Annotated in this window: 25 protein-coding genes, 4 tRNA genes and 1 pseudogene; 13 read left to right on the top strand and 17 right to left on the bottom strand. The window is 31.3% G+C overall.

Annotated elements, in window-relative coordinates:
- Positions 1–40 precede the first annotated feature (40 nt).
- Positions 41–682: a porin family protein gene (locus KHA90_RS14395; RefSeq protein WP_213301536.1), complete on the top strand. Its 642-nt coding sequence runs from the start codon at positions 41–43 to the stop codon at positions 680–682.
- A gap of 277 nt (positions 683–959) precedes the next feature.
- On the opposite strand, the gene KHA90_RS14390 is transcribed toward KHA90_RS14395, so the two are convergent.
- The 4 genes from KHA90_RS14390 to KHA90_RS14375 form a co-directional block, all read right to left on the bottom strand.
- A tRNA-Lys gene (locus KHA90_RS14390) sits at positions 960–1032 on the bottom strand.
- 157 nt (positions 1033–1189) lie between these two features.
- Positions 1190–1272, bottom strand: a tRNA-Leu gene (locus tag KHA90_RS14385).
- Between the two features lie 42 nt (positions 1273–1314).
- Positions 1315–1387, bottom strand: a tRNA-Lys gene (locus tag KHA90_RS14380).
- Positions 1388–1426: 39 nt separating this feature from the next.
- A tRNA-Lys gene (locus tag KHA90_RS14375) sits at positions 1427–1499 on the bottom strand.
- 127 nt (positions 1500–1626) lie between these two features.
- Here KHA90_RS14375 and KHA90_RS14370 point away from each other — a divergent pair.
- Positions 1627–2145 (top strand): shikimate kinase, encoded by a 519-nt coding sequence (locus tag KHA90_RS14370; RefSeq protein ID WP_213301533.1) that lies wholly within the window; start codon positions 1627–1629, stop codon positions 2143–2145.
- Here the strand turns inward: KHA90_RS14370 and KHA90_RS14365 are convergent.
- Positions 2137–2637 carry a phosphoribosyltransferase domain-containing protein gene (locus KHA90_RS14365; RefSeq protein ID WP_213301530.1) on the bottom strand — a complete coding sequence of 167 codons (501 nt, stop codon included), beginning with the start codon at positions 2635–2637 and terminating at the stop codon, positions 2137–2139. The genes KHA90_RS14370 and KHA90_RS14365 overlap by 9 nt on opposite strands.
- Before the next feature lie 156 nt (positions 2638–2793).
- Positions 2794–3183, bottom strand: a complete 390-nt coding sequence (locus KHA90_RS14360; protein WP_213301527.1) for an RNA-binding S4 domain-containing protein — start codon at positions 3181–3183, stop codon at positions 2794–2796.
- A 79-nt stretch (positions 3184–3262) separates the two neighbouring features.
- On the opposite strand from KHA90_RS14360, the gene KHA90_RS14355 reads away from it, so the two are divergent.
- Positions 3263–4438 carry an FKBP-type peptidyl-prolyl cis-trans isomerase gene (locus tag KHA90_RS14355; RefSeq protein WP_213301524.1) on the top strand — a complete coding sequence of 392 codons (1176 nt, stop codon included), beginning with the start codon at positions 3263–3265 and terminating at the stop codon, positions 4436–4438.
- 204 nt (positions 4439–4642) lie between these two features.
- Here the strand turns inward: KHA90_RS14355 and KHA90_RS14350 are convergent, their stop codons facing one another.
- The 4 genes from KHA90_RS14350 to KHA90_RS14335 form a co-directional block, all read right to left on the bottom strand.
- Positions 4643–5596 carry a transketolase family protein gene (locus KHA90_RS14350; protein ID WP_213301521.1) on the bottom strand — a complete coding sequence of 318 codons (954 nt, stop codon included), beginning with the start codon at positions 5594–5596 and terminating at the stop codon, positions 4643–4645.
- An 87-nt stretch (positions 5597–5683) separates the two neighbouring features.
- Positions 5684–6535 carry a transketolase gene (locus KHA90_RS14345; RefSeq protein ID WP_213301518.1) on the bottom strand — a complete coding sequence of 284 codons (852 nt, stop codon included), beginning with the start codon at positions 6533–6535 and terminating at the stop codon, positions 5684–5686.
- A 255-nt stretch (positions 6536–6790) separates the two neighbouring features.
- Complete coding sequence (locus KHA90_RS14340) at positions 6791–7111, bottom strand: hypothetical protein (protein WP_213301515.1); 321 nt, start codon at positions 7109–7111, stop codon at positions 6791–6793.
- A 185-nt stretch (positions 7112–7296) separates the two neighbouring features.
- On the bottom strand, positions 7297–8157 hold the full coding sequence (locus tag KHA90_RS14335; RefSeq protein ID WP_213301512.1) for a polysaccharide deacetylase family protein: 861 nt from the start codon (positions 8155–8157) through the stop codon (positions 7297–7299).
- Positions 8158–8869: 712 nt separating this feature from the next.
- Here KHA90_RS14335 and tgt point away from each other — a divergent pair.
- The 10 genes from tgt (at position 8870) to KHA90_RS14285 (ending at position 19087) form a co-directional block, all read left to right on the top strand.
- Entirely contained in the window at positions 8870–10000 is a 1131-nt protein-coding gene (gene tgt / locus KHA90_RS14330; RefSeq protein WP_213301509.1) for a tRNA guanosine(34) transglycosylase Tgt, read from the top strand.
- A gap of 66 nt (positions 10001–10066) precedes the next feature.
- The gene (locus KHA90_RS14325; protein WP_213301506.1) at positions 10067–11155 is read left to right on the top strand and encodes an LptF/LptG family permease; all 1089 of its coding nucleotides are present in this window, start codon (positions 10067–10069) and stop codon (positions 11153–11155) included.
- Positions 11142–12029, top strand: a complete 888-nt coding sequence (locus tag KHA90_RS14320) for a DMT family transporter (protein ID WP_213301503.1) — start codon at positions 11142–11144, stop codon at positions 12027–12029. The genes KHA90_RS14325 and KHA90_RS14320 overlap by 14 nt, the downstream gene beginning before the upstream one ends.
- A 112-nt stretch (positions 12030–12141) precedes the next feature.
- Entirely contained in the window at positions 12142–13095 is a 954-nt protein-coding gene (locus tag KHA90_RS14315) for an acetyl-CoA carboxylase carboxyltransferase subunit alpha (RefSeq protein ID WP_213301500.1), read from the top strand.
- Positions 13096–13235: 140 nt separating this feature from the next.
- Positions 13236–14780 carry a replicative DNA helicase gene (gene dnaB / locus KHA90_RS14310; protein ID WP_213301497.1) on the top strand — a complete coding sequence of 515 codons (1545 nt, stop codon included), beginning with the start codon at positions 13236–13238 and terminating at the stop codon, positions 14778–14780.
- 136 nt (positions 14781–14916) lie between these two features.
- A complete protein-coding gene (locus tag KHA90_RS14305; protein ID WP_213301494.1) occupies positions 14917–15279 on the top strand; it encodes a hypothetical protein in 363 nt (120 codons plus the stop codon).
- Between the two features lie 153 nt (positions 15280–15432).
- Complete coding sequence (locus KHA90_RS14300) at positions 15433–15924, top strand: hypothetical protein (RefSeq protein ID WP_213301491.1); 492 nt, start codon at positions 15433–15435, stop codon at positions 15922–15924.
- A gap of 9 nt (positions 15925–15933) precedes the next feature.
- Positions 15934–16725 (top strand): sensor histidine kinase, encoded by a 792-nt coding sequence (locus KHA90_RS14295; RefSeq protein ID WP_213301488.1) that lies wholly within the window; start codon positions 15934–15936, stop codon positions 16723–16725.
- 111 nt (positions 16726–16836) lie between these two features.
- Complete coding sequence (locus KHA90_RS14290) at positions 16837–17502, top strand: response regulator transcription factor (RefSeq protein WP_213301485.1); 666 nt, start codon at positions 16837–16839, stop codon at positions 17500–17502.
- 325 nt (positions 17503–17827) lie between these two features.
- Positions 17828–19087, top strand: a complete 1260-nt coding sequence (locus tag KHA90_RS14285; protein WP_213301482.1) for an asparagine synthetase B — start codon at positions 17828–17830, stop codon at positions 19085–19087.
- Here the strand turns inward: KHA90_RS14285 and KHA90_RS14280 are convergent, their stop codons facing one another.
- From KHA90_RS14280 to KHA90_RS14250, 7 genes and pseudogenes are all read right to left on the bottom strand, one after another.
- Positions 19088–19891: an endonuclease/exonuclease/phosphatase family protein gene (locus KHA90_RS14280; protein ID WP_213301479.1), complete on the bottom strand. Its 804-nt coding sequence runs from the start codon at positions 19889–19891 to the stop codon at positions 19088–19090.
- Positions 19892–20010: 119 nt separating this feature from the next.
- The gene (locus tag KHA90_RS14275; RefSeq protein WP_213301476.1) at positions 20011–20265 is read right to left on the bottom strand and encodes a hypothetical protein; all 255 of its coding nucleotides are present in this window, start codon (positions 20263–20265) and stop codon (positions 20011–20013) included.
- Between the two features lie 81 nt (positions 20266–20346).
- Positions 20347–21015, bottom strand: coding sequence for a helix-turn-helix domain-containing protein (locus KHA90_RS14270; RefSeq protein WP_213301473.1), 669 nt, complete (start codon positions 21013–21015; stop codon positions 20347–20349).
- 10 nt (positions 21016–21025) lie between these two features.
- Positions 21026–22510: a tetratricopeptide repeat-containing sensor histidine kinase gene (locus tag KHA90_RS14265; RefSeq protein WP_213301470.1), complete on the bottom strand. Its 1485-nt coding sequence runs from the start codon at positions 22508–22510 to the stop codon at positions 21026–21028.
- A 281-nt stretch (positions 22511–22791) separates the two neighbouring features.
- On the bottom strand, positions 22792–24567 hold the full coding sequence (locus KHA90_RS14260; RefSeq protein ID WP_213301467.1) for a tetratricopeptide repeat-containing sensor histidine kinase: 1776 nt from the start codon (positions 24565–24567) through the stop codon (positions 22792–22794).
- A 2-nt stretch (positions 24568–24569) separates the two neighbouring features.
- On the bottom strand, positions 24570–25196 hold the full coding sequence (locus KHA90_RS14255; protein WP_213301464.1) for a sensor histidine kinase: 627 nt from the start codon (positions 25194–25196) through the stop codon (positions 24570–24572).
- Between the two features lie 41 nt (positions 25197–25237).
- Positions 25238–25347, bottom strand: a pseudogene (locus tag KHA90_RS14250) (IS982 family transposase); the annotation flags it as partial.

Below are 25347 nucleotides of genomic sequence, written 5' to 3'. Positions count from 1 at the left end.
TCATTTTTGAGAGTTACCATTCTAAAAAAAATATCTACATATGAAGAAATCAATGTTAATGATATGCACGCTCTTTTTAAGTGTGACTATAACGGCACAAAATCAGAAAGTTAAAATAGGTTTAAAGGCAGGTTTAAATATTTCAAACCTCGCTATTGATGAAAGCGAATTAAATTCATCAGGCAAAACAGGATTTACGGCCGGTATTATGGTTGAAATCCCTATAGTTAAAAATTTCTCCCTTCAGCCTGAAGTTTTGTACAGTCAGCAGGGAACAAAAAGCTCCTTTTTTGATCCGGACGTAACAAATTCTAATTATAAAAGTACTATAGATTTGAATTACTTAAATATTCCGGTAATGCTAAAATATTATGTGCTAAAAGGATTAAGTGTGCAGGCGGGACCCCAAATAGGCATACTGTTAAAAGCGAATAATAAGTATCAGGATAATTTTTTAGGCTATGAAAATCAGGAGAGTTTTAATTTAAAAGACTATTCATCTGGTATTGATACTTCGGTAAATTTTGGATTGGGATATCAATTTAAAGATAAATTTTATACAGACTTGCGATATAATATTTCGTATTCGAATGTTTTTAAAGAGGGAGATGCAAATCATTTCATTAATAGTGATATGAAGAACAGGGTTTTTCAGGTAACAGTTGGATATTTTTTTAAGTAAATTATGTCCTAGATATTTTGTTAATCAATAAGTAATACAATGGATTGAAAAAAGTATCACTGAACCTTGTTTTATCGTTGAGGTTATAAATGGGTTTATTTAAAAAGCATTAAAGCCTGTAAATTTAATTTACGAGCTTCATTATTTACATATTAAAATGTTGTCTTGTTTTTCTGGTGTTGATGGAATTTGAATCCATACGCCCTTAAGATGGCAAGTCTACGCTTTATCAACATAAATAAAAAAGGTCAAGTAAATTAATACTTGACCTTTTTTGTGACCCGACTGGGGCTCGAACCCAGGACCCCATCATTAAAAGTGATGTGCTCTACCAACTGAGCTATCGAGTCTTTTTCCTTTCTTGAACGCGGGTGCAAATATAAGAAGTTATTTTTGATATTTCACACCTTCTTTTAAGTTTAATTTCATGTAATATTTATGGATGTAAAAATTGAGATATAAACAAAAAAAAGATAAAACACATACTACTATATTTTACCTTTTTTGTGACCACGGTGGGATTTGAACCCACACGCCCTTACGAGCACCACCCCCTCAAGATGGCAAGTCTACCGTTTCTCCACGTGGCCTTAATAAAAAAAAGGTCAAGTAAATTAATACTCGACCTTTTGTGACCCGACTGGGGCTCGAACCCAGGACCCCATCATTAAAAGTGATGTGCTCTACCAACTGAGCTATCGAGTCATTGCTATCAAGAAAAGTATTTGTAAATCACAAATTTTGTGACCCGACTGGGGCTCGAACCCAGGACCCCATCATTAAAAGTGATGTGCTCTACCAACTGAGCTATCGAGTCATATTCTTTCCTTGAATGCGGGTGCAAATATAAGGAGTTATTTTTGATATTTGCAAGCTTATTTATTATAAATTTGTCTTTTTTTACTCAAAATTTACAACGCCTTAATTTATAGGTTCTTATTAAAATGAAAAAGATTATATTATTAGGATATATGGGTTGCGGAAAGTCAACAATTGCCCAAAACTTGTCAAAAGTTACCAATATTCCGTTTTTGGATTTAGATAATTGTATCGAAAAAAAAGCAAATTTATCAATAAATGAGATTTTTGAGCAATTTGGAGAAATCCATTTTAGAAAATTAGAACACGAAATGTTTCTTGAATTACTTCAGTCTTCAGAAAACAGCATAATAGGTTTAGGTGGAGGAACACCTTGTTATGCCAATAATCATGAATTGTTAAAAAGAGAGGATGTTACTTCAATCTATTTAAAGGCTTCAATAGATACTTTATATAATAGATTAATTCATAACAAAAGCAAACGCCCGTTGATAGCTAATATGAATGAAGAAGAAATGAGGGAATTTATCGCGAAACATTTATTCGACAGAAGTTATTATTATCACCATGCGCAACATAAAGTTTCGGTAGATGGTAAAGCTGTCGAAGAAACGGTTCAGGATATTTTAGAACTCTTAGCTTAAAAACGCATAATTGTCCCCATTGTCATCAAAAACAACCTGAACATGTTCTAATAAAGATGTGGAAAGGGAGATCCCTTTAAAATCTGCCTTTACAGGGTATTTTTTATGATTTCTGTCTACAAGTACCGCTGTTTTGAATTTCTTTAGCGGAACGTCAAGGAAATGACGAACAGCATAGATCAAAGTAGTTCCTGAATTTAAGACATCATCCACAAGAACTAATCCTTTGTTTTCGTATTCCTCTTTTGTTAATGAGGTTTGTATTGGCAATTGAGGATTTTGTTTGTCGACCTTAACTTCGCAAAGCGAAACTTTGAGCGTTGAGATAGTGCTTAAGGCTTCTGCAAGTTTTAAAGCAAAAATTGATCCGTTAGAAGCTATTCCGGCAATTACAACTTCTTCTTCATCAACAAAAGTCTCGTATATCTGATAAGCGATACGTTTTATTTTATGTTCGATTTCCTGATTCGTTAAGATGATGTTTTTGCTCATGATTTATTTTTTTTGCTAATATAATTAATTTTAATTCCAATACTAAAAAGGAAATTCCAAATATGAAAATTCCAAATTTTGACTTTTGTGTTTTGGTTTTGTTTTAGATTATTTGGTTTTATCTAGTTTTGGAATTTGGAATTTAAAAAATTGAATTTAATTTTCCTCTTCATCGCTAACAATATCATTCCCATATTCATCAATATCTCTTCTGTCTTTTTTAGTTGGTCGTCCTGTACCGGTTTTACGATAATGCTCTTTAGAAAGTTTTAGTAATTCTAAATGGGCATATGCTTCAGGCGAAGTTTCGTTTTTTCTATAAATATCCACCAGTTTTGCGCCAACACGACTTTCCGGAATGTCAAGTACTGTGATGATTTGCGTAATCTGATCTTTTCTAAAAGTGATTTTGTCACTTGGGAAAACTTCTTTCGAGGGTTTGGCAACCTGCCCATTTACTGTAATGTGGTTCTTTTTGCAAGCTTCAGTAACCATATTCCTGGTTTTGTAATAACGTACGCACCATAAGTATTTATCTATTCGCATAATTTTTCTAAATTCAAAGTTAAATTCTTTACAAAAATAAATCAATATTGTATCTTGCGCACTTAAAAAATTAACAATAATGAATAAATTTAAATATTATTTTATTTTATTGCTTGCCGGCATTTCTTTGGTTTCTTGTAATAAAAGTGATGATGATGATGTAGTGACCGTTCCTTTAAGAGATTATACGGTACAATATAAAGCAGATAATGATTCAATTATTAAATTTTTAAAAACTAATTATATTGAGAGTGTTTCAGCTGATTTTGATATTAAAATCTCTAAAATCCCTGCTGGAGGAACACAGATATCTATTTACGATCAACAAACTTACCCTTTACAATCAAGAGATGTATATAGTAATGATATAACTTATAAAGTGTATTATTTGTCTTTAAGACAGGGATTAGGCAGTTCGCCTACTAATACAGATAAAATTGTAGCCTCTTATACAGGTAGTTTGTTAAACGGAACTGTTTTTGATTCTTCTTATGGACTTCCTGGAACATTTAATTTATTTCCTTATGCTAATGAAGGTGCTGTAATAGAAGGATGGTCAGAGATTTTTCCTAAATTTAAAACCGGTACTTCAACAACAGATCCTGCCAGCGGAGTTATTTCGTATCAGGATTATGGTGCAGGAGTTATGTTTTTGCCTTCTGGTTTAGCATATTATGAGTCTGGCAGTGGTAGTATTCCGGCTTATACTCCTATAATGTTTAGTTTTAAATTGTTCGATCTTCAAAGAATGGACAATGAATACAGTATTTCATCATCTACCGGAGGAAGAGTTTTTCTTGGTGATGGTATTCCTGATTATTTAGAAGATTTAAACGGTGATGGTTATCTTTATGATTTTAGAGATAAAACTAAATATCCTAAACCGCCACCTGAATTAATTGATGATACAGATGTTGACGGAATTGCTGATTTTTTAGATTTTGATGATGATGGTGATGGTTTTACTACAAGATTTGAGCTTACTAAGCCAGCTACTGAAATTGGTGTTGTAAATGGTTTTAATTTTGGTTCCAGACTTTATTATCCTTGGCAACCTCTTGTTGATAATCCGGCTACGCCAAATACAGACGAAACAGAGCCTAGAGGAATTCCAAGAAGACCCACGGGAGCATTGGCAGACCCTGCTAAAGCAGAATCTTCAACTAATGTAAGAGCTTATTTGCCTGAAGATTATACAGCAGAACCAAGAACAAGAATTCATTTAGATAATACCTACCCTATCAAACAGAACTAAAGTTTGATTTAAATATTTAAAAACCTCGAAAGTAAATTTCGAGGTTTTTTTATGCTTGCTATTTTAGTTTTGAGAATGAAGTAAGCTGTAGAATGTCTTTAGATCAAATACATTCTTAAAAGAATTGAACTGTTAGTTTTTGTACACAAAAAAACCTCGAAAGTGATTTCGAGGTTTTTGATATAAAGTAAGAAAATTTTAAAATTATTTTCTTTTGATAACTCTTTCTACAGCTTCAACAATTGCTTGATTGTTCAATTTGTATTTTTCCATTAATTGCTCTGGAGTTCCAGATTCACCAAAACTATCGTTTACGGCAACAAATTCTTGTGGAGAAGGAGTATTTAAAGCTAATACTCTTGAAACGCTTTCTCCAAGACCTCCAAGAATGTTATGCTCTTCTGCAGTTACAACACATTTTGTTTTAGCCAATGATTTTAGAATTGCTTCTTCATCAAGAGGTTTGATAGTATGAATATTGATTACTTCAGCAGAAATTCCTTTAGCTTCCAGAGCTTCGGCAGCAATAAGAGCTTCCCAAACTAAATGTCCTGTTGCAACAATTGTTACGTCAGTTCCTTCGCTTAATAAAATTGCTTTTCCAATTACGAATGGTTCATCAGCTGGCATAAAGTTAGGCACAACCGGACGACCGAAACGTAAATAAGCAGGACCATGATGATCTGCTAATGCTAATGTTGCAGCTTTAGTCTGGTTGTAATCACAAGTATTGATTACAGTCATTCCAGGTAACATTTTCATTAAACCAATATCTTCTAAAATTTGGTGCGTTGCTCCATCTTCACCTAGTGTTAAGCCAGCGTGAGAAGCACAAATTTTTACATTTTTATCAGAATAAGCAACTGATTGACGAATTTGATCGTAAACTCTTCCTGTAGAGAAGTTGGCGAAAGTTCCTGTAAAAGGAATTTTTCCTCCAATTGTTAAACCAGCAGCAATTCCAATCATATTTGCTTCTGCAATACCAATTTGAAAAAAACGCTCCGGGTGATTTTTCTTGAAATCATCAAATTTTAATGATCCAATTAAATCAGCACAAAGTGCTACTACTTTTTCGTTTTTTTGACCTAATTCAGTCATTCCTGCTCCAAAACCAGAACGGGTATCTTTACTTCCTGTATTTTCGTATTTTTTCATTGTTTATTTTTTGAGGTGCTAAGTTGCTTAGTAACTAAGGTTCTGAGTTTAAAAACTGAAAACTGTTACTGAAAACTGAACACTTTTTTAATAGTCGATTTGATCTGCTGAATAGTTCTGAGCTAAAGCACTTGCTAACTGATCGTTGTTAGGCGCTTTACCGTGCCATGCATGAGTATGCATCATGAAATCAACTCCATTACCCATTTCAGTATGTAATAAAATACAAACCGGTTTTCCTTTTCCTGTTCTGGATTTAGCATCATTTAATCCGGCTAAAATTGCATCGATATTATTTCCTTCAGCAATTTCTAAAACGTCCCAATCAAAAGCTTCAAATTTAGCACGGATACTTCCCATTGCTAAAACCTCGTCAGTTGTTCCGTCGATTTGTTTACCGTTAACATCAACAGTGGCAATAAGGTTGTCTACTTTTTTAGCAGAAGCATACATGATCGCTTCCCAGTTTTGACCTTCTTGTAATTCACCATCTCCGTGTAAAGTATAGATCAAATGATTATCACCATTTAATTTTTTTGCCTGAGCAGCACCAAGAGCTACAGATAAACCTTGTCCTAATGAACCAGAAGCCATACGAATTCCCGGCAATCCTTCATGAGTTGTAGGATGTCCTTGTAAACGGGAATTTAATAATCTAAAAGTTGCAAGTTCTGAAACAGGGAAATAACCGCTACGTGCTAATACGCTATAAAATACAGGTGAAATATGACCATTTGAAAGGAAGAAAATATCTTCTCCAATTCCGTCCATATCAAAACCTTCTTTGCGCTCCATAATATTTTGGTATAGTGTTACCAAAAATTCAGTACAACCTAGTGAACCACCTGGGTGACCTGAGTTGACAGCATGTACCATTCGAAGAATATCTCTTCTTACTTGGATAGTTAAATCGCTTAATTGTTGTGTGTTAGGCTTCATTTTATGTGTAAAAGTTAAACTGGTGCAAAAGTAATTTTTATTTTGCGGGCTGACAAATGATTTTTCGCTTTAGTTTGCCGGAATTGTTAAATTCTGAATGTTTTTTTATAGATAGTATAAAAAACTCCAAAATCTGCTATATAAAAGTTTGCCACAGACTAAAACGATTAAAATTGATTTAAAAAAAATCTGTTCTAATCCGATTAATCTGTGGCAAAAAAAAACTTAAATAAGTGTGATACTTATAATAGCTGTTTATTCAGTATCGCCTTCGCTGTAGAAATTGTTTTCTTCATCTTCTGAACCAATTTCTTCTTCTTCGTCATCTAGTTCTGAACCTGGAATATCTAAATCATTTCCAAGTTTGTCACTGTTTTGTTTCCATTCGTTATTGTTGCTTTCAGGATTTATTATTCTTTCTCCTGAAATTCCTTCTGGATCAATATCTTCCAGTTTGTCTTCATTTGTATAAATATCTTCGGACGCCGGATATTCTAATTCATCCAGATTTCTTTCGATTTGCTCTTCGTTTATTTGATCTTTATTGATATGGTTTTGATCGTCTGAATTTATCATGATTTCTTTTTTTTAATATTGTTCTATAAAATTATAAAATCTATGATTATTAACTGTTATAGTTTTTGAATAGTAAAGTTGTAGTATTCACATTATTTAAATCAAATCCCAATTTTTAAATCCCAAATTCCAAGGTTTGTTCAAGTCAATCAAATCATTATCTCATTTTCTTATTGACAAGTTTTCTAATTAATTTTCTGAATCTCTTTCCAGGTAATGAGTTGAATATTATTTTCTTTTAGTTTTGATTTGCATTCCTCGCTTGTAAAAAAGTCAAAATCAATTTGTCGCCATTCTGAGCCGAAGTTTGGATGATTGATTGTAATTCCTTGCATTTCAAAATCATCAAAAGCGGGATGAAGAAGGAAAATATTAAAACCTGATTTTATATTATCCAAAGCTTTTGCATAAGAATTTCGTAACTCGCCTTTTTCAAAATCAGTAAAATATCCAATTAAAAGATCGTCTGCTAAAAGCGTGTTTTCGAAGTTGTATTTTTCATCTGATAAACTGATTGATTCAACGAATTGTTTGTTTATGAAAACAGGAAGGTTGTATGTTTTTCCAAGGTCTTTATAAATGTCTAAAATTTCGGGAGTAACGCCAACGCTGCACATATGTGAATCGAGATGTGTGGGTTGGATTCCGAATTGTAGCGCTTTTTCGATTTGAGCGGTAAGTTCTTTTTTTATTTCTGATGGAATTGCATTGTTTTTAAAATCGGATCTGGTTTTGTAAAAATAACCGTTTTGATCGACCAAACTTGGAACTTCAGTAATAGGAAGAATTGGTCCGAATTTATAATTTTCCCATTCGCAAGTCAATGTTAAATGAATTCCGCAATCATAATTTGGATTGGTTTTAGCAAATGTTGCCATTTCATAAAACCATGCGCAGGAAACCATTATACTATAGGAGTTTACAGATCCGTTTTGAAGTGCTTTTATAGTTGCCTGATTTTCGGAATGTGATAATCCGGCATCATCTGCATGAATAATTAATAGTTTTGTGTTTTCGGGATATCCGAGTTTTTGGGCTAGATTCATTTTTTTGTTTTTATTTTTTTGCACGCAGATTTTGCAGATTAAGCAGATTATTATTTATGTAAATGGCTTTGCTTCGCGTTGGCTTCGACTCCGCTCAGCCTGACAACCCACTCCGCTCAGCCTGACAATAGTTTTATTCAAATTTAAAGTTTTCTTGTTGAACTGTCACGTCTTTTTTTTGCGTTAGGGATATAAGCCAATGTCATTAAGTTAAGGGGGAAATCTATAAAATTACTTAACAGTTAATCAGGAAAGTAATTAGAAAAAATCCGTTTTCATCAGCGTTTTCGCGTTAGCGAATCAGTAAAATCAGCGTCTATTTTTGACGCGGATAAAACAGATTTACTTCGTAAAAACGCGGATAAAAACGGATTTGATTTGCAATGATTTTATTTTTTAAAGTTTAATTTAATGACATTGGGATAGATATCCTTTTCTGACATCTTTAAGTTCTTAATTAACTATGATAATTGCTGGAGCAAAAGATATAGCAGATAGCCCTACCGGAGAGAAAGCCCAAAACTTTAAACTTTCAATTTTTTAAAATTCCAAAACCTATTTGTTTCAAGATTTTATTGTTTCAGGTTTCAAGTTGATTAGGCATCATTATCTAATTATCTCATTGCCTAATTATCCCATTTTCTAATTGACAAATTAACTAATTAAAATTTCCTCAAATTAGCCTATCTTTGCCGACTGAAAAAAGAAACAGATGAAGTTTGATTTATTACAAAAAGATCCGCAGTCTAAAGCAAGAGCGGGAAGTATTACTACAGATCACGGCGTAATTGAAACGCCTATTTTTATGCCTGTTGGAACCGTTGCATCTGTAAAAGGTGTACACCAACGTGAGTTGAAAGAAGATATTAATCCGGATATTATTCTGGGAAATACATACCATTTATATTTACGTCCGCAAACCGAAATTCTTGAAAAAGCAGGCGGATTGCATAAATTTATGAACTGGGATCGTAATATTTTGACTGATTCTGGTGGATATCAAGTGTATTCGCTTTCGAATAACAGAAAAATTAAGGAAGAAGGTGTTAAGTTTAAATCGCATATTGATGGTTCCTATCACTTTTTTTCACCGGAAAGTGTAATGGAAATTCAGCGTACTATTGGAGCTGATATTATTATGGCTTTTGATGAATGTACGCCTTATCCTTGCGATTACAGATATGCACAGCGCTCCATGCACATGACGCACCGCTGGTTAGATCGTTGTATTGGCCATCTGGATAAATTGCCTTTTAAATACGGATATGAGCAAACATTTTTCCCGATTGTTCAGGGAAGTACGTATAAAGATTTACGTCAGCAATCTGCTGAATATATTGCTAATTCAGGACAGCAAGGAAACGCAATTGGCGGATTATCAGTAGGGGAACCTGCCGAGGAAATGTATGCAATGACAGAAGTTGTTTGTGAAATTTTGCCGGAAGATAAACCGCGTTATTTAATGGGAGTGGGAACTCCAATTAATATTTTAGAAAATATCGCGTTAGGTATTGATATGTTCGACTGTGTTATGCCAACTCGTAATGCCAGAAATGGTATGTTGTTTACGTCAAACGGAACAATTAATATCAAGAACAAAAAATGGGAAGATGATTTTTCGCCAATCGACGAAATGGGACATACATTTGTAGATACTGAATATACTAAAGCATATTTGCGTCACTTATTTGCTGCAAATGAATATTTAGGAAAACAAATTGCAACGATTCATAATCTTGGTTTTTATATGTGGTTGGTTCGTGAAGCCAGAAAACATATCTTAGCAGGAGATTTTAGACCATGGAAAGAAATGATGGTTAAAAATATGAGTCAAAGACTTTAAAAGAGTTTAATTGTTTAATCGTTTATTCGGTTAAACAATTAAACAAATCAACAATTAAACTTTTTTATGTTAACGATAATAGATAAGTATATTTTAAAAAGATATTTAGCCACTTTCTCGGTGATGATCTTATTATTTATCCCCATTGGGATTGTAATTGACGTCTCGGAAAAGGTGAATAAAATGTTGGAAAACGAGATTCCTTTCACGGCAATTGCGGTCTATTATTACAATTTTACGGTCTATTTTGCAAATTCCCTTTTTCCGATATTTTTATTTTTATCGGTAATTTGGTTTACCTCAAAACTGGCAAATAATACAGAGATTATTGCAATTTTAAGTTCGGGTATTTCATTTACGCGTTTTTTGCGTCCTTATATTATAGGTGCTTCGATCGTTTCGGTTTTTGTACTTTTAATGGGTTTTTTCATTGTTCCGGCTGCAAGTGAAGGTTTCAATAATTTTAGATATACCTATTTAAAAGGAAATGGAAAACAGCTAATGCGCGGTGAAAATACAAACGTTTACAGACAGCTTAACGACAATGATTTCATCTTTGTGAACAGCTTTAACGAAGAGTCTAAAACGGCCTTTAATTTTACGCTGGAACATTTTGAAAAGGATGTATTGACATATAAAATTACAGCAAGCCGTATAAAATGGGATCCTAAAAAAAAGACTTACATTTTGTATGATTATACAAAAAGAACACTTGGGGAATTGAATGATGTAATTGAAAAAGTGCCTGAAAAAAATGTTCCTTTCAAATTTGAATTAGCAGATTTAACTCCTGTAGTTTATATTGCAGAAACACTTCCGTTAGGAAAATTGATCGATTTTATCGATAAAGAACGTAAGAGAGGTTCAGGAAATATCAATACCTATTTAGTAGTACTTTATAAAAAATACAGCGTTCCGGTTTCGGCTTTTATTCTTACGATTATTGCGGTTGCAGTTTCGGCTATGAAACGCCGTGGTGGTATGGGAACCAATCTTGCCATAGGAATTGCAATTGCGTTTTCATTTGTGTTTTTTGATAAAATATTTGGTACTCTTGCCGAAAAATCTACTTTCTCACCTTTATTAGCTGTTTGGTTCCCAAATATTGTTTTTGGAGTTCTGGCAGTTTACTTATTACGTAATGCGAAACGATAATTTAAAAAGTTACCTAAACCTTCATTTAATTGTTTTTATCTGGGGTTTTACAGCAATTCTTGGCGCTTTAATTACTATTGATGCCGAAAATTTAGTTTGGTTCAGAATGCTTCTTGCCGGACTTTTTCTGGCTGGTTTTATTGTGTATAAAAAGCAGTCTTTTGTAATATCAGCTCAGTCTTTTGCCAAATTAATTTTTGTGGGATTATTGATTGCGCTTCATTGGATTTTCTTTTTTAAGGCAATTCATGTTTCTAATGTTTCCATCACACTTTCTATATTTTCGTTAGGGGCCTTTTTTGCCTCTTTATTAGAACCGCTTTTTTACGGAAGAAAGATTTTATGGTATGAAGTTTTTTTTGGATTAATTATCATTGCCGGTTTAGGTTTGATTATGCAAGTTGAAGTGAAATACCTGCACGGAATGTATTATGCTTTGGCATCGATTATTCTTGGAGTTCTGTTTACTTTGATGAATGGAAAACTAATTTCAGATCATGAACCGTCCGTAATTACCTTTTATGAGTTTGGCGCGGGAGTTTTCTTTATTACAATTTACTTTTTAGTACAAGGAAAATTCAATGCTGATTTTTTCACAATGTCTTTAAATAACTGGATTTTGTTACTGGTTTTAGCTTCGGTTTGTACGGCTTATGCTTTTACGGCATCTGTAAAAGTAATGCAGAAATTAACTCCTTACACGGTAATGTTAACGACTAATTTAGAGCCTGTTTACGGTATTATGCTGGCTTATTTTATCCTGGGCGGAAAAGAGAAAATGAGTACCGAATTTTATATTGGTGCTTTGATTATCGTGATCACAGTAATCTTAAACGGCGTTTTTAAACATTATAAAAACAAGAAAGAAGTGTAATAATTTACTTATTTTTAAATTACATTTTTATATTTTAAATACGATTTAACGACACCAATGATATAATATTTTTATATTTGCGGTTCGATTTACAAACAAAATTCAAAAATCCATGGAATATTTAGATTTTGAGCTTCCAATAAAAGAACTTGAAGAGCAATTACAAAAGTGTGTTATAATTGGAAAAGAATCTGATGTTGATGTAACACCAACCTGCCAGGAAATCAACAAAAAATTAGAGCAAACTAAAAAAGAAATATACAAAAACCTTACTGCTTGGCAACGAGTTCAACTATCAAGGCATCCCAACAGACCATATACATTAGATTATATCAGAGCAATTTGCGGTGATACTTTTCTTGAGCTTCATGGAGACAGAGGTTTTAAAGATGATAAAGCGATGGTTGGCGGACTAGGAAAAGTAAACGGTCAGTCGTTTATGATTGTAGGTCAGCAAAAAGGTTTTAATACTAAAACACGTCAATACCGTAATTTTGGTATGGCAAACCCAGAAGGATATCGTAAAGCTTTGCGTTTGATGAAAATGGCAGAGAAATTTGGGATTCCGGTTTTAACTTTAGTAGATACTCCGGGTGCATATCCAGGATTAGAAGCCGAAGAAAGAGGACAAGGGGAAGCTATTGCCAGAAATATTTTTGAAATGGTTCGTTTGAAAGTGCCAATTATCACGATTATTGTTGGTGAAGGTGCTTCTGGAGGAGCTTTAGGAATAGGTGTTGGAGATAAAGTATATATGTTAGAAAATACTTGGTACTCTGTAATTTCACCAGAATCATGTTCGTCTATTTTATGGAAAAGCTGGGAGTACAAAGAACGTGCTGCCGATGCTTTGAAATTAACTTCATCAGACATGAAAAGACAAAAATTAGTTGATGATGTTATACCTGAACCATTAGGAGGTGCACACTACGATCGTGAAACTACTTTTAAAACAGTGGCAGAATATATTACCAAAGGATATAACGAATTGAAAGACTTATCAACAGCCGACTTAATTGCCCAAAGAATGGACAAGTACAGTCAGATGGGCGAGTATAAGGAGTAAATTCTTACAGGAATATTTAAAATCCGAAGCCTTACAGTTTCGGATTTTTTTTTGGTTATGAACAAAAATCTCTTATTTATAAACAATTAATAGTTATAACTCGATAGCAATTTTTTTTTAAATTTTGCTACTTTCGCTATATGGAAAATTTCAAAAATGTAAATCCTGTAAAGGTAGATAAAACCACAATTATTAGTCTGGAAAAAGGAAAGCTTCCTCCACAAGTACTTGATTTAGAAGAGGCTGTACTTGGGGCAATGATGATTGATAAAAAAGGGGTAGATGATGTAATTGACATTTTACAAGCCGATGCATTTTATAAAGATGCACATAAATTTATATTCGAAGCAATCGTTCAGCTTTTTACAGAAACACAGCCAATTGACTTGTTGACCGTTTCGGCACAATTGAAGAAAAACGGAAAATTAGATTTAGTAGGCGGTGATTTTTATTTAATTCAGCTTACGCAAAAAATTGCATCTTCGGCGCATATTGAATTTCACTCCCGTATCATTCTTCAAAAGTTTATTCAAAGGAGTTTGATTCGAATTTCTTCTGAAATTATTGAAGCGTCGTATGATGAAACAACAGATGTATTTGATTTGCTGGATCAGGCAGAATCGAAATTATACGAAGTTACACAAGGAAATATCAAACGTAGTTCTGAAACTGCGCAGAGTTTAGTACTTCAGGCAAAAAAACGTATTGAAGAAATTGCGAAACAGGAAGGTTTAAGTGGTGTTGAAACCGGTTTTACAAATCTTGACAAACTAACTTCAGGATGGCAGCCTTCGGATTTAATTATTATTGCGGCGAGACCTGCGATGGGAAAAACCGCGTTTGTACTTTCAATGGCCAGAAATATTGCAATTGATTTTGGACATCCGGTGGCATTGTTTTCTCTGGAGATGGCTTCGGTTCAGTTAATTACAAGGCTAATTTCATCAGAAACAGGATTGTCATCTGAGAAATTACGTACCGGTAAATTAGAACCTCACGAATGGACAATGTTGAGTACTAAAGTAAAGAACCTAGAAAAAGCGCCTTTGTTTATTGATGATACGCCATCACTTTCGATTTTCGATTTAAGAGCAAAATGCCGTCGTTTAGTTTCACAACACGGTATTAGAATTATCATTGTCGATTATTTGCAATTAATGACTGCCGGAGGAAATGGTAAAGGAGGAGGAAATCGTGAGCAGGAGATTTCTACAATTTCCCGAAACTTAAAGGCTTTGGCAAAAGAGCTAAACGTTCCGGTAATTGCACTTTCGCAGTTATCGCGTGCTGTTGAAACCCGTGGATCAAGTAAACGTCCGTTGCTATCAGATCTTCGTGAATCCGGGGCGATTGAGCAGGATGCGGATATTGTATCGTTTTTATATCGACCTGAATATTATAAAATTGACGAATGGGATGATGATGAAGCTTCGCCAACAGCAGGTCAGGCGGAAATTATGATTGCAAAACACCGTAATGGTGGTATCGAAAACGTTCGTTTGAAATTTATAGGACACTTAGGAAAATTTGATAACCTGGATGATTTCTCAGGAAATTATGACGATTTACCATCAAAAATGAATCATGAGGAAAATCCATTCATAACTAAAAATCTGCCATCGGCTAATGAAGCTTTTGGAAGTAATTTAAATGATGATGACGACGACAGCGATGTCCCATTTTAATAAAACAATTAAGCCTCTTTATGAGGCTTTTTTTTATGGGTATTAATGTTAATTTTCTGATAAAATTGAGTAGTTTAGCTAAACAATTGTTTAAAACAATTACACATTAACTTTTAACCAAAAACAAATTTAAATTATGTCAGAAGAAAAAAATTTAGGATCAGTTGAAGTCGGTCTAACACAAGCAAAAGTGTGGGTAGATAAATATCGTAAAGCTCCGGCAGAAGATGAAGAAGGCAAAAATAAAACAAGTGCTTATTTAATTCCTTTAGAAACATTAAAACTTGTACTAGATCAGGATATTGATGCTGTTCGTGCTTACAAAGGTGTTAATAATGCAGGGGAGCAGGTTTTATTATTCGTTGGTACTAAATTAGATAAAAAAACAGGTATTTACAGAGATGTTTTTAAATCAGGAAATGAAGTAGAAAACGATGATGTTGTTTATGATGCTACTCGTCCTTGTCCTCCAAATGGAGATCCTGATAGTCCACTTTAACAAAACCACATGTTATATTTGTTCTTTACATATTTTGGTTATTTAGTTTTGATAATCAATTTTATATTATATTCTAAAGGCTTTTCCAAATTTGGGAAAGCCTTTCAGACTTATAATTATTATCTTTTTTTATTAGTGATAGTGCAGTTTGCAATGGAGGTACTCGTTTTATTTAAAATAAATAATCTCTATTTAATTCATTTATATTTTATTGGACAGTTTATTTTATTAGGGCTATTTTATAAAACCCTTTTAGGTAATAATCCGTTACAAAAAAAAATAGTTGTAATTTCCATGTATTCAGGTTTATTAGTGTTGGCAGTTCAGTATTTATTTGAGCCTGAATTGTTTTTTAAATTTAACTTGCTTGAAATTATACTGACATCACTGTTAGTTGTTTTTTTTGCTCTTCTCTATTTATATAATATGCTTTTAAACAATAAAAGATACTATTATATCACAGTGGGGTTGATTATTTATTTATTAGCAAGTACTGTATTGTTTCTTGTAGGTAATCTGACAATTGATCTAAGTAATGATTTTAAACTTATAACCTGGAATCTAAATGCCTTTTTTGTGCTTGTGAATCAGTTATTTATATTATATGAATGGAATGTGAGTTTTAGAACTAATAAAGCAATATAAAACAACGTTATGAGCGAAACTCCCGTTTACGAGAAAGAAATTGTTGCCATAATTCTTTACACATCATGTTTTTTTATGGTTGTGGCAATTTTTTTAATCGCATTTTTTTATTTCTCCAGAAAAAAAATTATTCAGAAAGAATTAGAAAAACGTGATCTTGAAATTCATCTTCAAAAAGAACAATTACACGCCGTTATTGTTGCTCAGGAAGAAGAACGAAAACGAATAGCTCAGGATTTACATGATGATATTAGTTCTAAACTTAATATTGTTTCATTAAATACTCATTTACTTTCGGCTCCAAATTTAACAGAAGAAGAAACACAGGAAATTACCGGAAATATTATTAATCTAACGGCAAAAGCGTTAGAAAATTCCCGAAAAATTGCCCATAATTTATTACCTCCTGTTTTTGAAAAATTTGGACTTAATGCGGGTGTCGAAGAATTATGTGATGAATTTGAAAGCAGTAAATCTGTAAAAGTTCATTACAAAAACGAAATTGACTTTGATCAAAATGAAATCGATCGTCATTTGCATATTTTCAGGGTTTTGCAGGAATTAATGAATAACTCTTTACGTCACGGAAAAGCAACTGAAATCTGGATCAAATTTAAAAATGAAAACGGAATAAATACTTGTACTTATGAAGATAACGGAGTAGGATTTAATATCGAAAACTCTGAAAATCAAAAGGGATTAGGTATGAAAAACATAGATAGTAGAATTTCATTTTTAAACGGAACTTTAAAAATTGACTCTCAAATTGGTAAAGGGATTCAAGTAATTTTTACGTTTTAAGTTAAAATATAGATATAAGCAAGTTTTTTAATTAATATATTAAGATTCTTGTATCATTTTTCATTTCATATTTTGTAATTTCGGCATACCAAACGACCAAAATCAAATAAAATGAGTGCCGCTATTAAAATTGCTTTAGTCGATGATGAAGTTTTATTCCGGAAAGGAATTTCTTTTTTGTTGCAAAGAGAAGATAATATCGATATTATTTTTGAAGCATCTAACGGAGAGGAACTTCTTTCTAATTTAAATGACATTGAAATCAAACCGGATATTATTGTGATGGATTTGAAAATGCCTGTCTTAAATGGAGTAGAAGCTACAAAAATCATTCGTAAATTATATCCCGATATTAAAATAATTGCTTTAACAAGTTATGATACAAAATCATTTATTGCTAATATGATTCAGGTAGGGGCTGTTGCTTATTTAATAAAAAACACAACTCCAAAAGATCTTATCCATACAATTAATCAAGTAGCAAGAAAAGGATTTCATTATAATGAAAATGTTTTAAAAACAATTCAGGAAACTATTATTTCGACTAAAAATTCTAAAGGAAATTTAGAAACAGGTTTTCTTTCGCAGCGTGAAATAGAAATTCTACAACTTATTTGCCAGCAAAAAACGACTCACGAAATTGCTGAACATCTTTATTTAAGTCCGAGAACTGTCGAAGGTCACCGTAACAATTTACTGCTAAAAACAGAATCCAGAAATATTGCGGGCTTAGTTGTGTATGCAATTCAAAATGAAATTGCTGTATTGACAATCTAAATTTAGCTGGTTAAAAATTGAATTGATAAAACATAGTATAAAATAATACTTAGTACAAGTACACATAATCCTATTTTTCGCATCATATTAAATCCCTTTGGTTGGTTATTATCATCATTAAACTTCATAGTGTTTGGTTTTACATTGATTAGTTTGATGATCTGGGGTAACAAATGTAACAATAATATATTTTGAAAAAATGCGTGTTTCTACGTGATTTTGATAAAACAGGATATTTTATTTAACGTTTATTACGTTATAAAAGACAAGTATCTATTGTGTTTTTTAATGCTTCCTTTATATCTTTACTAAAATAATTTTTATAATGAATAAGAGTTTAGTTTATATCTTCATATTTCTACTTTCATTAACTGCAAAAGCTTCGTTTATTTTAATTCCGATGGACGAAACCACACAACAAAATCATCTAAAAGCATACGGAATAACCTATTGGTGTTTAAGTAAAGATTATAAGGCAAGCTGGTTATTGAATTATCGCGGAGGTTCATTTTTGCTTCCGGATGCAGAAGAAATTCGTAGAGAATGCAAGATTCGTGGTGTGAGTTTTGAAATAATTTCAGATAGTGAAGAAGCTTCCATTTTAGACGAAATTTCAAGTCCGTCACAAAATATGGAATCTGTGATACTGGAAAAAGCGCCTAAAATTGCAGTTTATACTCCAAAAGGCAAACAGCCGTGGGATGATGCCGTGACATTAGTTTTAACGTATGCCGAAATTCCTTTTACTCCAATTTATGATGAAGAGGTTTTAAGCGATCAATTATTACTTTATGACTGGCTGCATTTGCATCACGAGGATTTTACCGGACAATACGGAAAGTTTTATGCTGCCTACAAAAATACACCTTGGTATATAGATCAAAAAAAGGATGCAGAAGCTCTTGCCACTAAATTAGGATATAGCAAAGTCTCGCAGGAAAAAGGCGCAGTTGCAAAAAAAATCAGGGATTTTGTCATTGGTGGAGGATTTATGTTTGCAATGTGTTCTGCAACAGATAGTTTTGATATTGCACTTTCGGCAGATGGTGTAGATATTTGTGAAGCTATGTTTGATGGCGATGCAAGCGAATCAAATTATCAAACAAAATTAAATTACGGAAATTCATTTGCCTTTAAAAACTTTACACTAGAAAGAAGACCTGAAGTTTATGAATTTTCAGATATTGATATGACAACAAAACGCAGAATTTCCATGGAAAAAGATTATTTTTCATTAATGGAATTCTCAGCAAAATGGGATCCAATTCCAAGTATGTTATGTCAAAACCATACACAATTGATAAAAGGTTTTATGGGACAAACGACTTCCTTTGATACTGCTTTAATAAAATCAAATGTCCTGATAATGGGAACTTGCGAGCTTAATGGGGAGTCAAGGTATATTCACGGAGAAAAAGGAAAAGGAATGTTTACTTTTTTTGGTGGTCATGATCCTGAAGATTTTCAGCATCAGGTTGGAGATCCTTCTACGGTTTTAGATTTGCACCCAAACTCTCCCGGTTATCGTTTGATTTTGAACAATGTTCTATTTCCTGCTGCCAAAAAGAAAAAATTAAAAACATAATTAGTTCATAGAAAATTCAAACCAAATAGGGACATGGTCGGATATTTTTCGGGCTTCTTTTAAGGAATTGAAATTTTCATAAAACGGAATTATTCCTGAATGAATGTACGTTAACGAAATTGCCTTATAGAAAATATTATCAAATTCAGATGCAAGACAATTATTGTTTTTGCATTGTTGTTTTAATGTTGTTTTTTGATTTTGTAAAATAGGAGTGTAGCCCATTTTTTTCAATGGATTAAAAACTGTATGAGATTGCGGACAATTAAAATCGCCTAAAAACACCAAATTTAAAGCGGGATATTCAAGTGGTAAAAACTTAAAATATTTGATTTCAGTTTCAGGCTGTTTGCTTTTGGTTATCGCATGAAAATTAACTAAAGTTATAGTCTTATTGTTGATTTCAAATGTGCCAAAATAGGGTTCGCGATCAATTTCTAAATGATATTTTTTTTCCAGCCATGCATTTCCTTTAAGTTTTACTCTGCTGGTTTTCCAGATAAAAGCATAACGTTCGGTTTTATAACTGCTGCTGCTTGTTGGGTTACTAATTGTGTAATCCCATTTAGATCCTTTATCATTCAATGCTAAAGCGAGTTTTGCGACAGCTTGGGCTCCTCCATATCCTGCAACAACTTCCTGAATTGCTATAATATCATAATTTAATATGGTATTGGCAATGTAATTTAATTCGGATTGAGATTTAGATTTTCCAAAGTTTTCCAAATTCCAGGATAGAATTTTGGTTTGCGAAAAAGTTAAAGAAGTATAAAATAAGAAAAATAATCTTAAAATGTTTTTCATGCTAAATTTAAAAGTTCAAATATAAGCATTTCAAAAGTTTGATAATTTTTAAATAGTATTTAATCTGCGTTTAAAAAACATCTTTTTAAGACAAGATTTATTTCTTACAAAGACGAGATTTAATGTTTTTTATATCTGTTTTTTAAAGCTGTTCCTATGATTATAATTTGCAATACCAAAAGAGCAGGAATAAAAATAATTTTCCAATCAACTTCAAGCCATCCTGTTTTTTCAGAAACAAATGCAAAGCTTAACGATAAAAAAAGGCAGAGTAACATTGTTTTCACGATAATTTTATTTTTGGTTGTACTAATTTTTAAGATGAAGTTTTGCCGTAAATCTTTCTCAGAACTAAGATTATATTTGGTTTTCATTTAATTGCTAATAGATTTAGTACAAATGTAAATTTATAAAAAAACATTTCCTTACGGGAAACCGTAAAATACTTATATAATTTACACTAAGCCAAAATCTTTAGCAATTGCGATCAAATGAACATTATTATTTGCCTTAAAATATATTTTTAACTTATTGATTCGTTTTTCAATGCTGCTTGTTCCGTTTGGAGTTATTGACGACGATTTAAATTCGCTAGAGATATTTTCTAATATATAACCTTGAGCTAGAAGCTTTAAAATTGAGATGTCATACGATTCAATTTCAATTAACGACTTGTCATTAAAATTAAAAGACAAATCAGAAGAAAGTATTCTTTCTTCGTTTCTAAAAGTTCCTTCAATTGCTTTTCTTAATTCAGAAATACTATTTCTACCTTTAGAAACATAAGCATTTATTCCTAAATCATAAAAAAGTGATTTTATACGATAGGACTTATCTTCGATAGAAAATACTATTTTTTTTAATTTGGGCTGAACTCCATTTGCTGATTCTATAAGTTCTTCACCACTAGAAAGATGAATGTCACGATGGTCTGTTTTAAAAGATAAATCGCTTATTAATAGATCATAAGGTTCGTTCTCAAGCAAAGCTTTTTTAATTTTTAGTAATCCATCATCACAATATTTTACATGGTGAATTGTAGGGATTTGTAAGTCTTCAAGTACTTGAATAACTGCAATACTTATACTATCTAAATCTTCGGCAACTAAAACTTTTTTGAACATATTGTTGTGTTTATAAAGGAATAGAGAATGTTAATCTAAATCCTTTTTCTAAATTATTGTCAAAAATAATATTTCCATTTATAGTTTTAATACGGGTTTCCACATTTTGTAATCCATTTTTTGAAATTGTAGTCTTTTTATTAGTCCCAACACCGTTATCATTATAAACTACAGTTAATTTTTTTTCATCTTTTTTTAAATTAATGCTTACTAAAGTTGCCTGACTGTGTTTTTTCATGTTTGAAAATAATTCTTGTAGTACTCTGTAAAGGATAATTTTTTTATTTTTTTCAATTTTATTCCAGGTTATTAAATCAAAACCATTTAATATAATATTGATATCTGAAGTTTTATAACCGGATATCATTTCTTTCAGTGCAATGTTATAATTTTCATTTGTTATGATAGGACTATTTTCTTTAGAAATATTTCTGGTTCTGAAATAAATAGTATCCAGAATATTCAGTAATTGTTCTCTATTCTTTTCTTGTGAAAGATCAATTTTTTCGGCATAGGCCAAAGTTTTATACACATCATTAGCGAGTTCATCATGAAGTTTTCCGGATATTCTCATCTCGCTTTCAAAAATCAGCTTGTCTTTTTCTTTTTTTACTTTCGAAGTTAAATGAAAATAAAGCGCAAAACTTGATACAGTACTAAAAAAGATGATGACATAAGAAATAATATTTCGTTTTTTCTGTTTTTCTAATTGCAAATCATTTTCTGCTTTTTGAGCTTTTAATTGAAAATTCTCCTCTTTATCTTTTTTAGATTCGTATTTTATTGTAGAAAATTGATTTTTAGCCTGTTTTCTTCCTTTTGTAATACTATCAATTATTTTGATATAATCCAGCGAGTATTTTTTTAGATCATTCCCTTTTGTCGTTTTTATTAATTGTGCCAAAGAATTTGCTTTGTTAGTGGCCGAATTAACTTTACAGGCTCTTTGATACGATTTCTTTGCGTATTCCTTAGCGAGTTCAGGATTACTAATCAGGTAATAATTAGATAGATTCTTATAATTATTAATTAACCCAAAGTCATTATCTAATTTAAGATTTGCTTTTAAGCTTTTATTGTACAAATTTAAAGATCCGTTTATTTTTAGATTGTAATAACAGAATCCCAGATTATTTAATATCTCAAAATAAAGTTTCTCACTTGATTGGGGATCTTTCTTAAACGTGATTTTTTTAGAAGCTAATATTTCTAATATTTCAGCAGCTTCTTGATATCTTTTCTGGGCCAAATATACAAGTATGATATCTGTTAAAATAAGTGTTTTCTTGAATGATGAACCCGGAAGATGAAATGCTTTTCGGTGATATAAAATAGCATTCTGGTAATCATACATATTATAATAATTATACCCAATGAAACTGTAAACATTCCGGGCATATATAGGTTTACTGGTTTTTTTTAAATAAGGAAGTGTTTTTGTCAATAATGCTTCACTTACAACATAATTACTAAATACAGATTGAATTTCTGCCATAGAGGACAAAGAGTATACATATTCATCAATATTTACTTTGGGATTACAAATTAGTTGAGCTTTATTATAATATAAATAAGAGCTATCTAGTTTGTCAGCATAATAATAAAGATCAGCCTTGTTAATATATTTTTTGATTTGAGAAGAATAATTTTTTATCGAAGGTCTCTTTTCTGTTTTTTTTTCGCAGGATTGCGTGCAAAATATAATTGCAAATAATAAAAAAAAGTTTGTGCCCTTAATGATCACATTGTTTTTCAGAAAATATAATAAATGTCTCATCAAATGGGAAATTTAATAAAAACCTTAAATCCAGATCCGGTTATTGAATCAATATCAATTTGACCTTTAATGCTCTGAATTCTTTTTTCAACATTCCTTAAACCATTTCTTGGGACATTATTATTTAGATCGGCGCCATTTCCGTTATCAGTATAATTAATAAACAGATTTTGATTCAATATTTTAAATGTTATTACAACTAAAGATGCATTGCTATGTTTTTTCATATTAGAAAACAATTCCTGTAAAACTCTAAAAAGGACTATTTTTTTATTTTTTGCAATTTCATCCCAAAAAACAGAATCAAAACCATTTAATATTATATTAAGTTCCGGTGTTTTAAAGCCGGAAATCATTTCCTTTAGATTATCTCCATAATTTATACCTGTAGTAATAGCACTGTTTTCTTTAGAAATATTTCTGGTTCTCAAATAAATAGTATCTAAATTATTCAATAACTCTTCTTTATTTTCTTCTTTCCCAAGATCTGTATTTTGGGTAAAACTTAGCGTATGATAAACATCATTAGCAAGTTCGTCACTTAGTTTTTTAGAAATTCGTATTTCACTTTCAAATATGGCTTTATTTTTTTCCTTTCTTGATTTCAGTATTAGATAAATATAGAGAAATAAACTTATTGCAGTTGTAAAAAAGATAATGATATACGAAATACTATTTCGATTTTTCTGTTTTTCTAATTGTAATTCATTTTCAATCTTTTGAACTTTGAGTTGCAGATTTTCGGCTTTATCTGTTTCAGATTCATATCGAATTCTTGAAAATTCATTTTTTGCTTTTTGTCTTGCAGAGGTAAAACTATCTGCAATTTTAATAAAATCTAATGAATATTTTTTAAGTTCTTCTCCTTCACTTTTTTCTATTAATGTAGCTAAACCAACAAGTTTATAAATTATAGCATTTGTTATCGATGCACTTTTATAGGCTTTCTTAGCATATAATTTCGATAATTTTTGATCGGTTTTTGAATATAATAATGAGAGAGTATTGTAAGTTCCTATTAATCCATATTGATCATTTTGTTTCAATTTAATTTTTAAGCTTTTATTAAGACAATCTACAGCTTTGGGATTTCCCAGCTTGTAGTAGCAATATCCTAAATTATCTAACAAAAGCGAATAATTGTTATCTGTTTTCCTTGGATCGTTTTCATGGTTTATTTTTCTCGCTGTCAATGGGATTAATATTTTTAAAGCCTCAATATATTTTTCCTGACTTAGATAAATAAGAATAATATCATTTAAAATCACTGATTTTTTATAGGATGTTTGTGCTAGTTTTAGTGCTTTAAGATGGTATAAGATTGCGCTGTTATAATCAAAACTATAGTAATAATTATATGCTATTAAAGTGTAGACGTTATACGCATATTCGGGGTTTTTGATGTTTTTTAAATAAGGAAGTGTTTTTGTTAGTGTTTCTTCAGAAGCAAAATAATCACTATTGTTTTTTTGAATATTCGCTATACAGGAAAGCGCATAAACGTAATATTCTGCGTAATCTTTCTTAGGTTCACAAAGTAATATAGCTTGATTTAAATAAAAGTATGCGCTGTCATTTTTTGCTTTATTTAAAAAGTAATCACCCTTTTTTATTTTATTTTTTATTTCTGTTGTTTGGTTCTTTTTGATGATTTTCTTTTCAGTTATCCTTTCACAGGATGGCATAACAAGTAAACCCAGCAGAATAAAAAATAGAATTTTAATCTGTAAGCGATTTTGAGTCCAATACTTAAAAAGGTTTAACCTCTTTTTCATTCTTATAAAATCAATTTAATAAAAACTTTAAACCCCATATCTGATCTGGAATTGATATTAATTTCTCCTTTAATATTTAATATACGATTTTCAACATTTTTTAAGCCATTTTTAAAAGAAAGGTCATCTATATGAATTCCTTTTCCGTTATCCATATAATTTATAAAAATGTAATTATTTGCTGTGCTAAAATTGATTACCACTAATGAGGCATTACTGTGTTTCTTCATGTTTAATAGCAATTCATGTAATACTCTGTAAATAGTGATCTTTTTATTTTTGTCTATTTTGGTACATAATATTGAGTCAAATCCATTTAAGATGAAATTTATTTCAGAGGTTTGAAAACCTGAAATCATTTCTTTTAGTGCTGCGGGATAATTTTTGTCAATTATTACAGGACTATTTTCCTTCGAAATAGTTCTCGTTTTTGAATAAATAAGATCTAAATTACTTAATAAATTTTCTTTATTATCATCTTTTTCTAAATCACTATTTTTTGCAAAAGTCAAAGTTTGATAAATATCATGAGTAAGTTCATCACTTAGTTTTTTAGATATTCTTATTTCACTATCAAAGATTGCAGCATCTTTTTGTTTTCTTGATTTCGATTTTAGATGAAAATACAAAAATGTAATAAAGCTTATAATAAATAACCCGTTGGGTGAAATTAAATTATTTGATTTTTAATATTATTAATTGGTCTGTCAAATATAAATTTGTTAATATATTGAACCAATGTAAGTGCTGCTATTTTTGCTAATATTCTTGTTTTAAAAC

This window comes from Flavobacterium psychroterrae, from assembly GCF_018380615.1.
Taxonomy (GTDB): Bacteria; Bacteroidota; Bacteroidia; order Flavobacteriales; family Flavobacteriaceae; genus Flavobacterium; species Flavobacterium psychroterrae.
The sequence above is the reverse complement of the archived record's forward strand: the minus strand, read 5'-3'. Positions and strand labels throughout refer to the sequence as shown.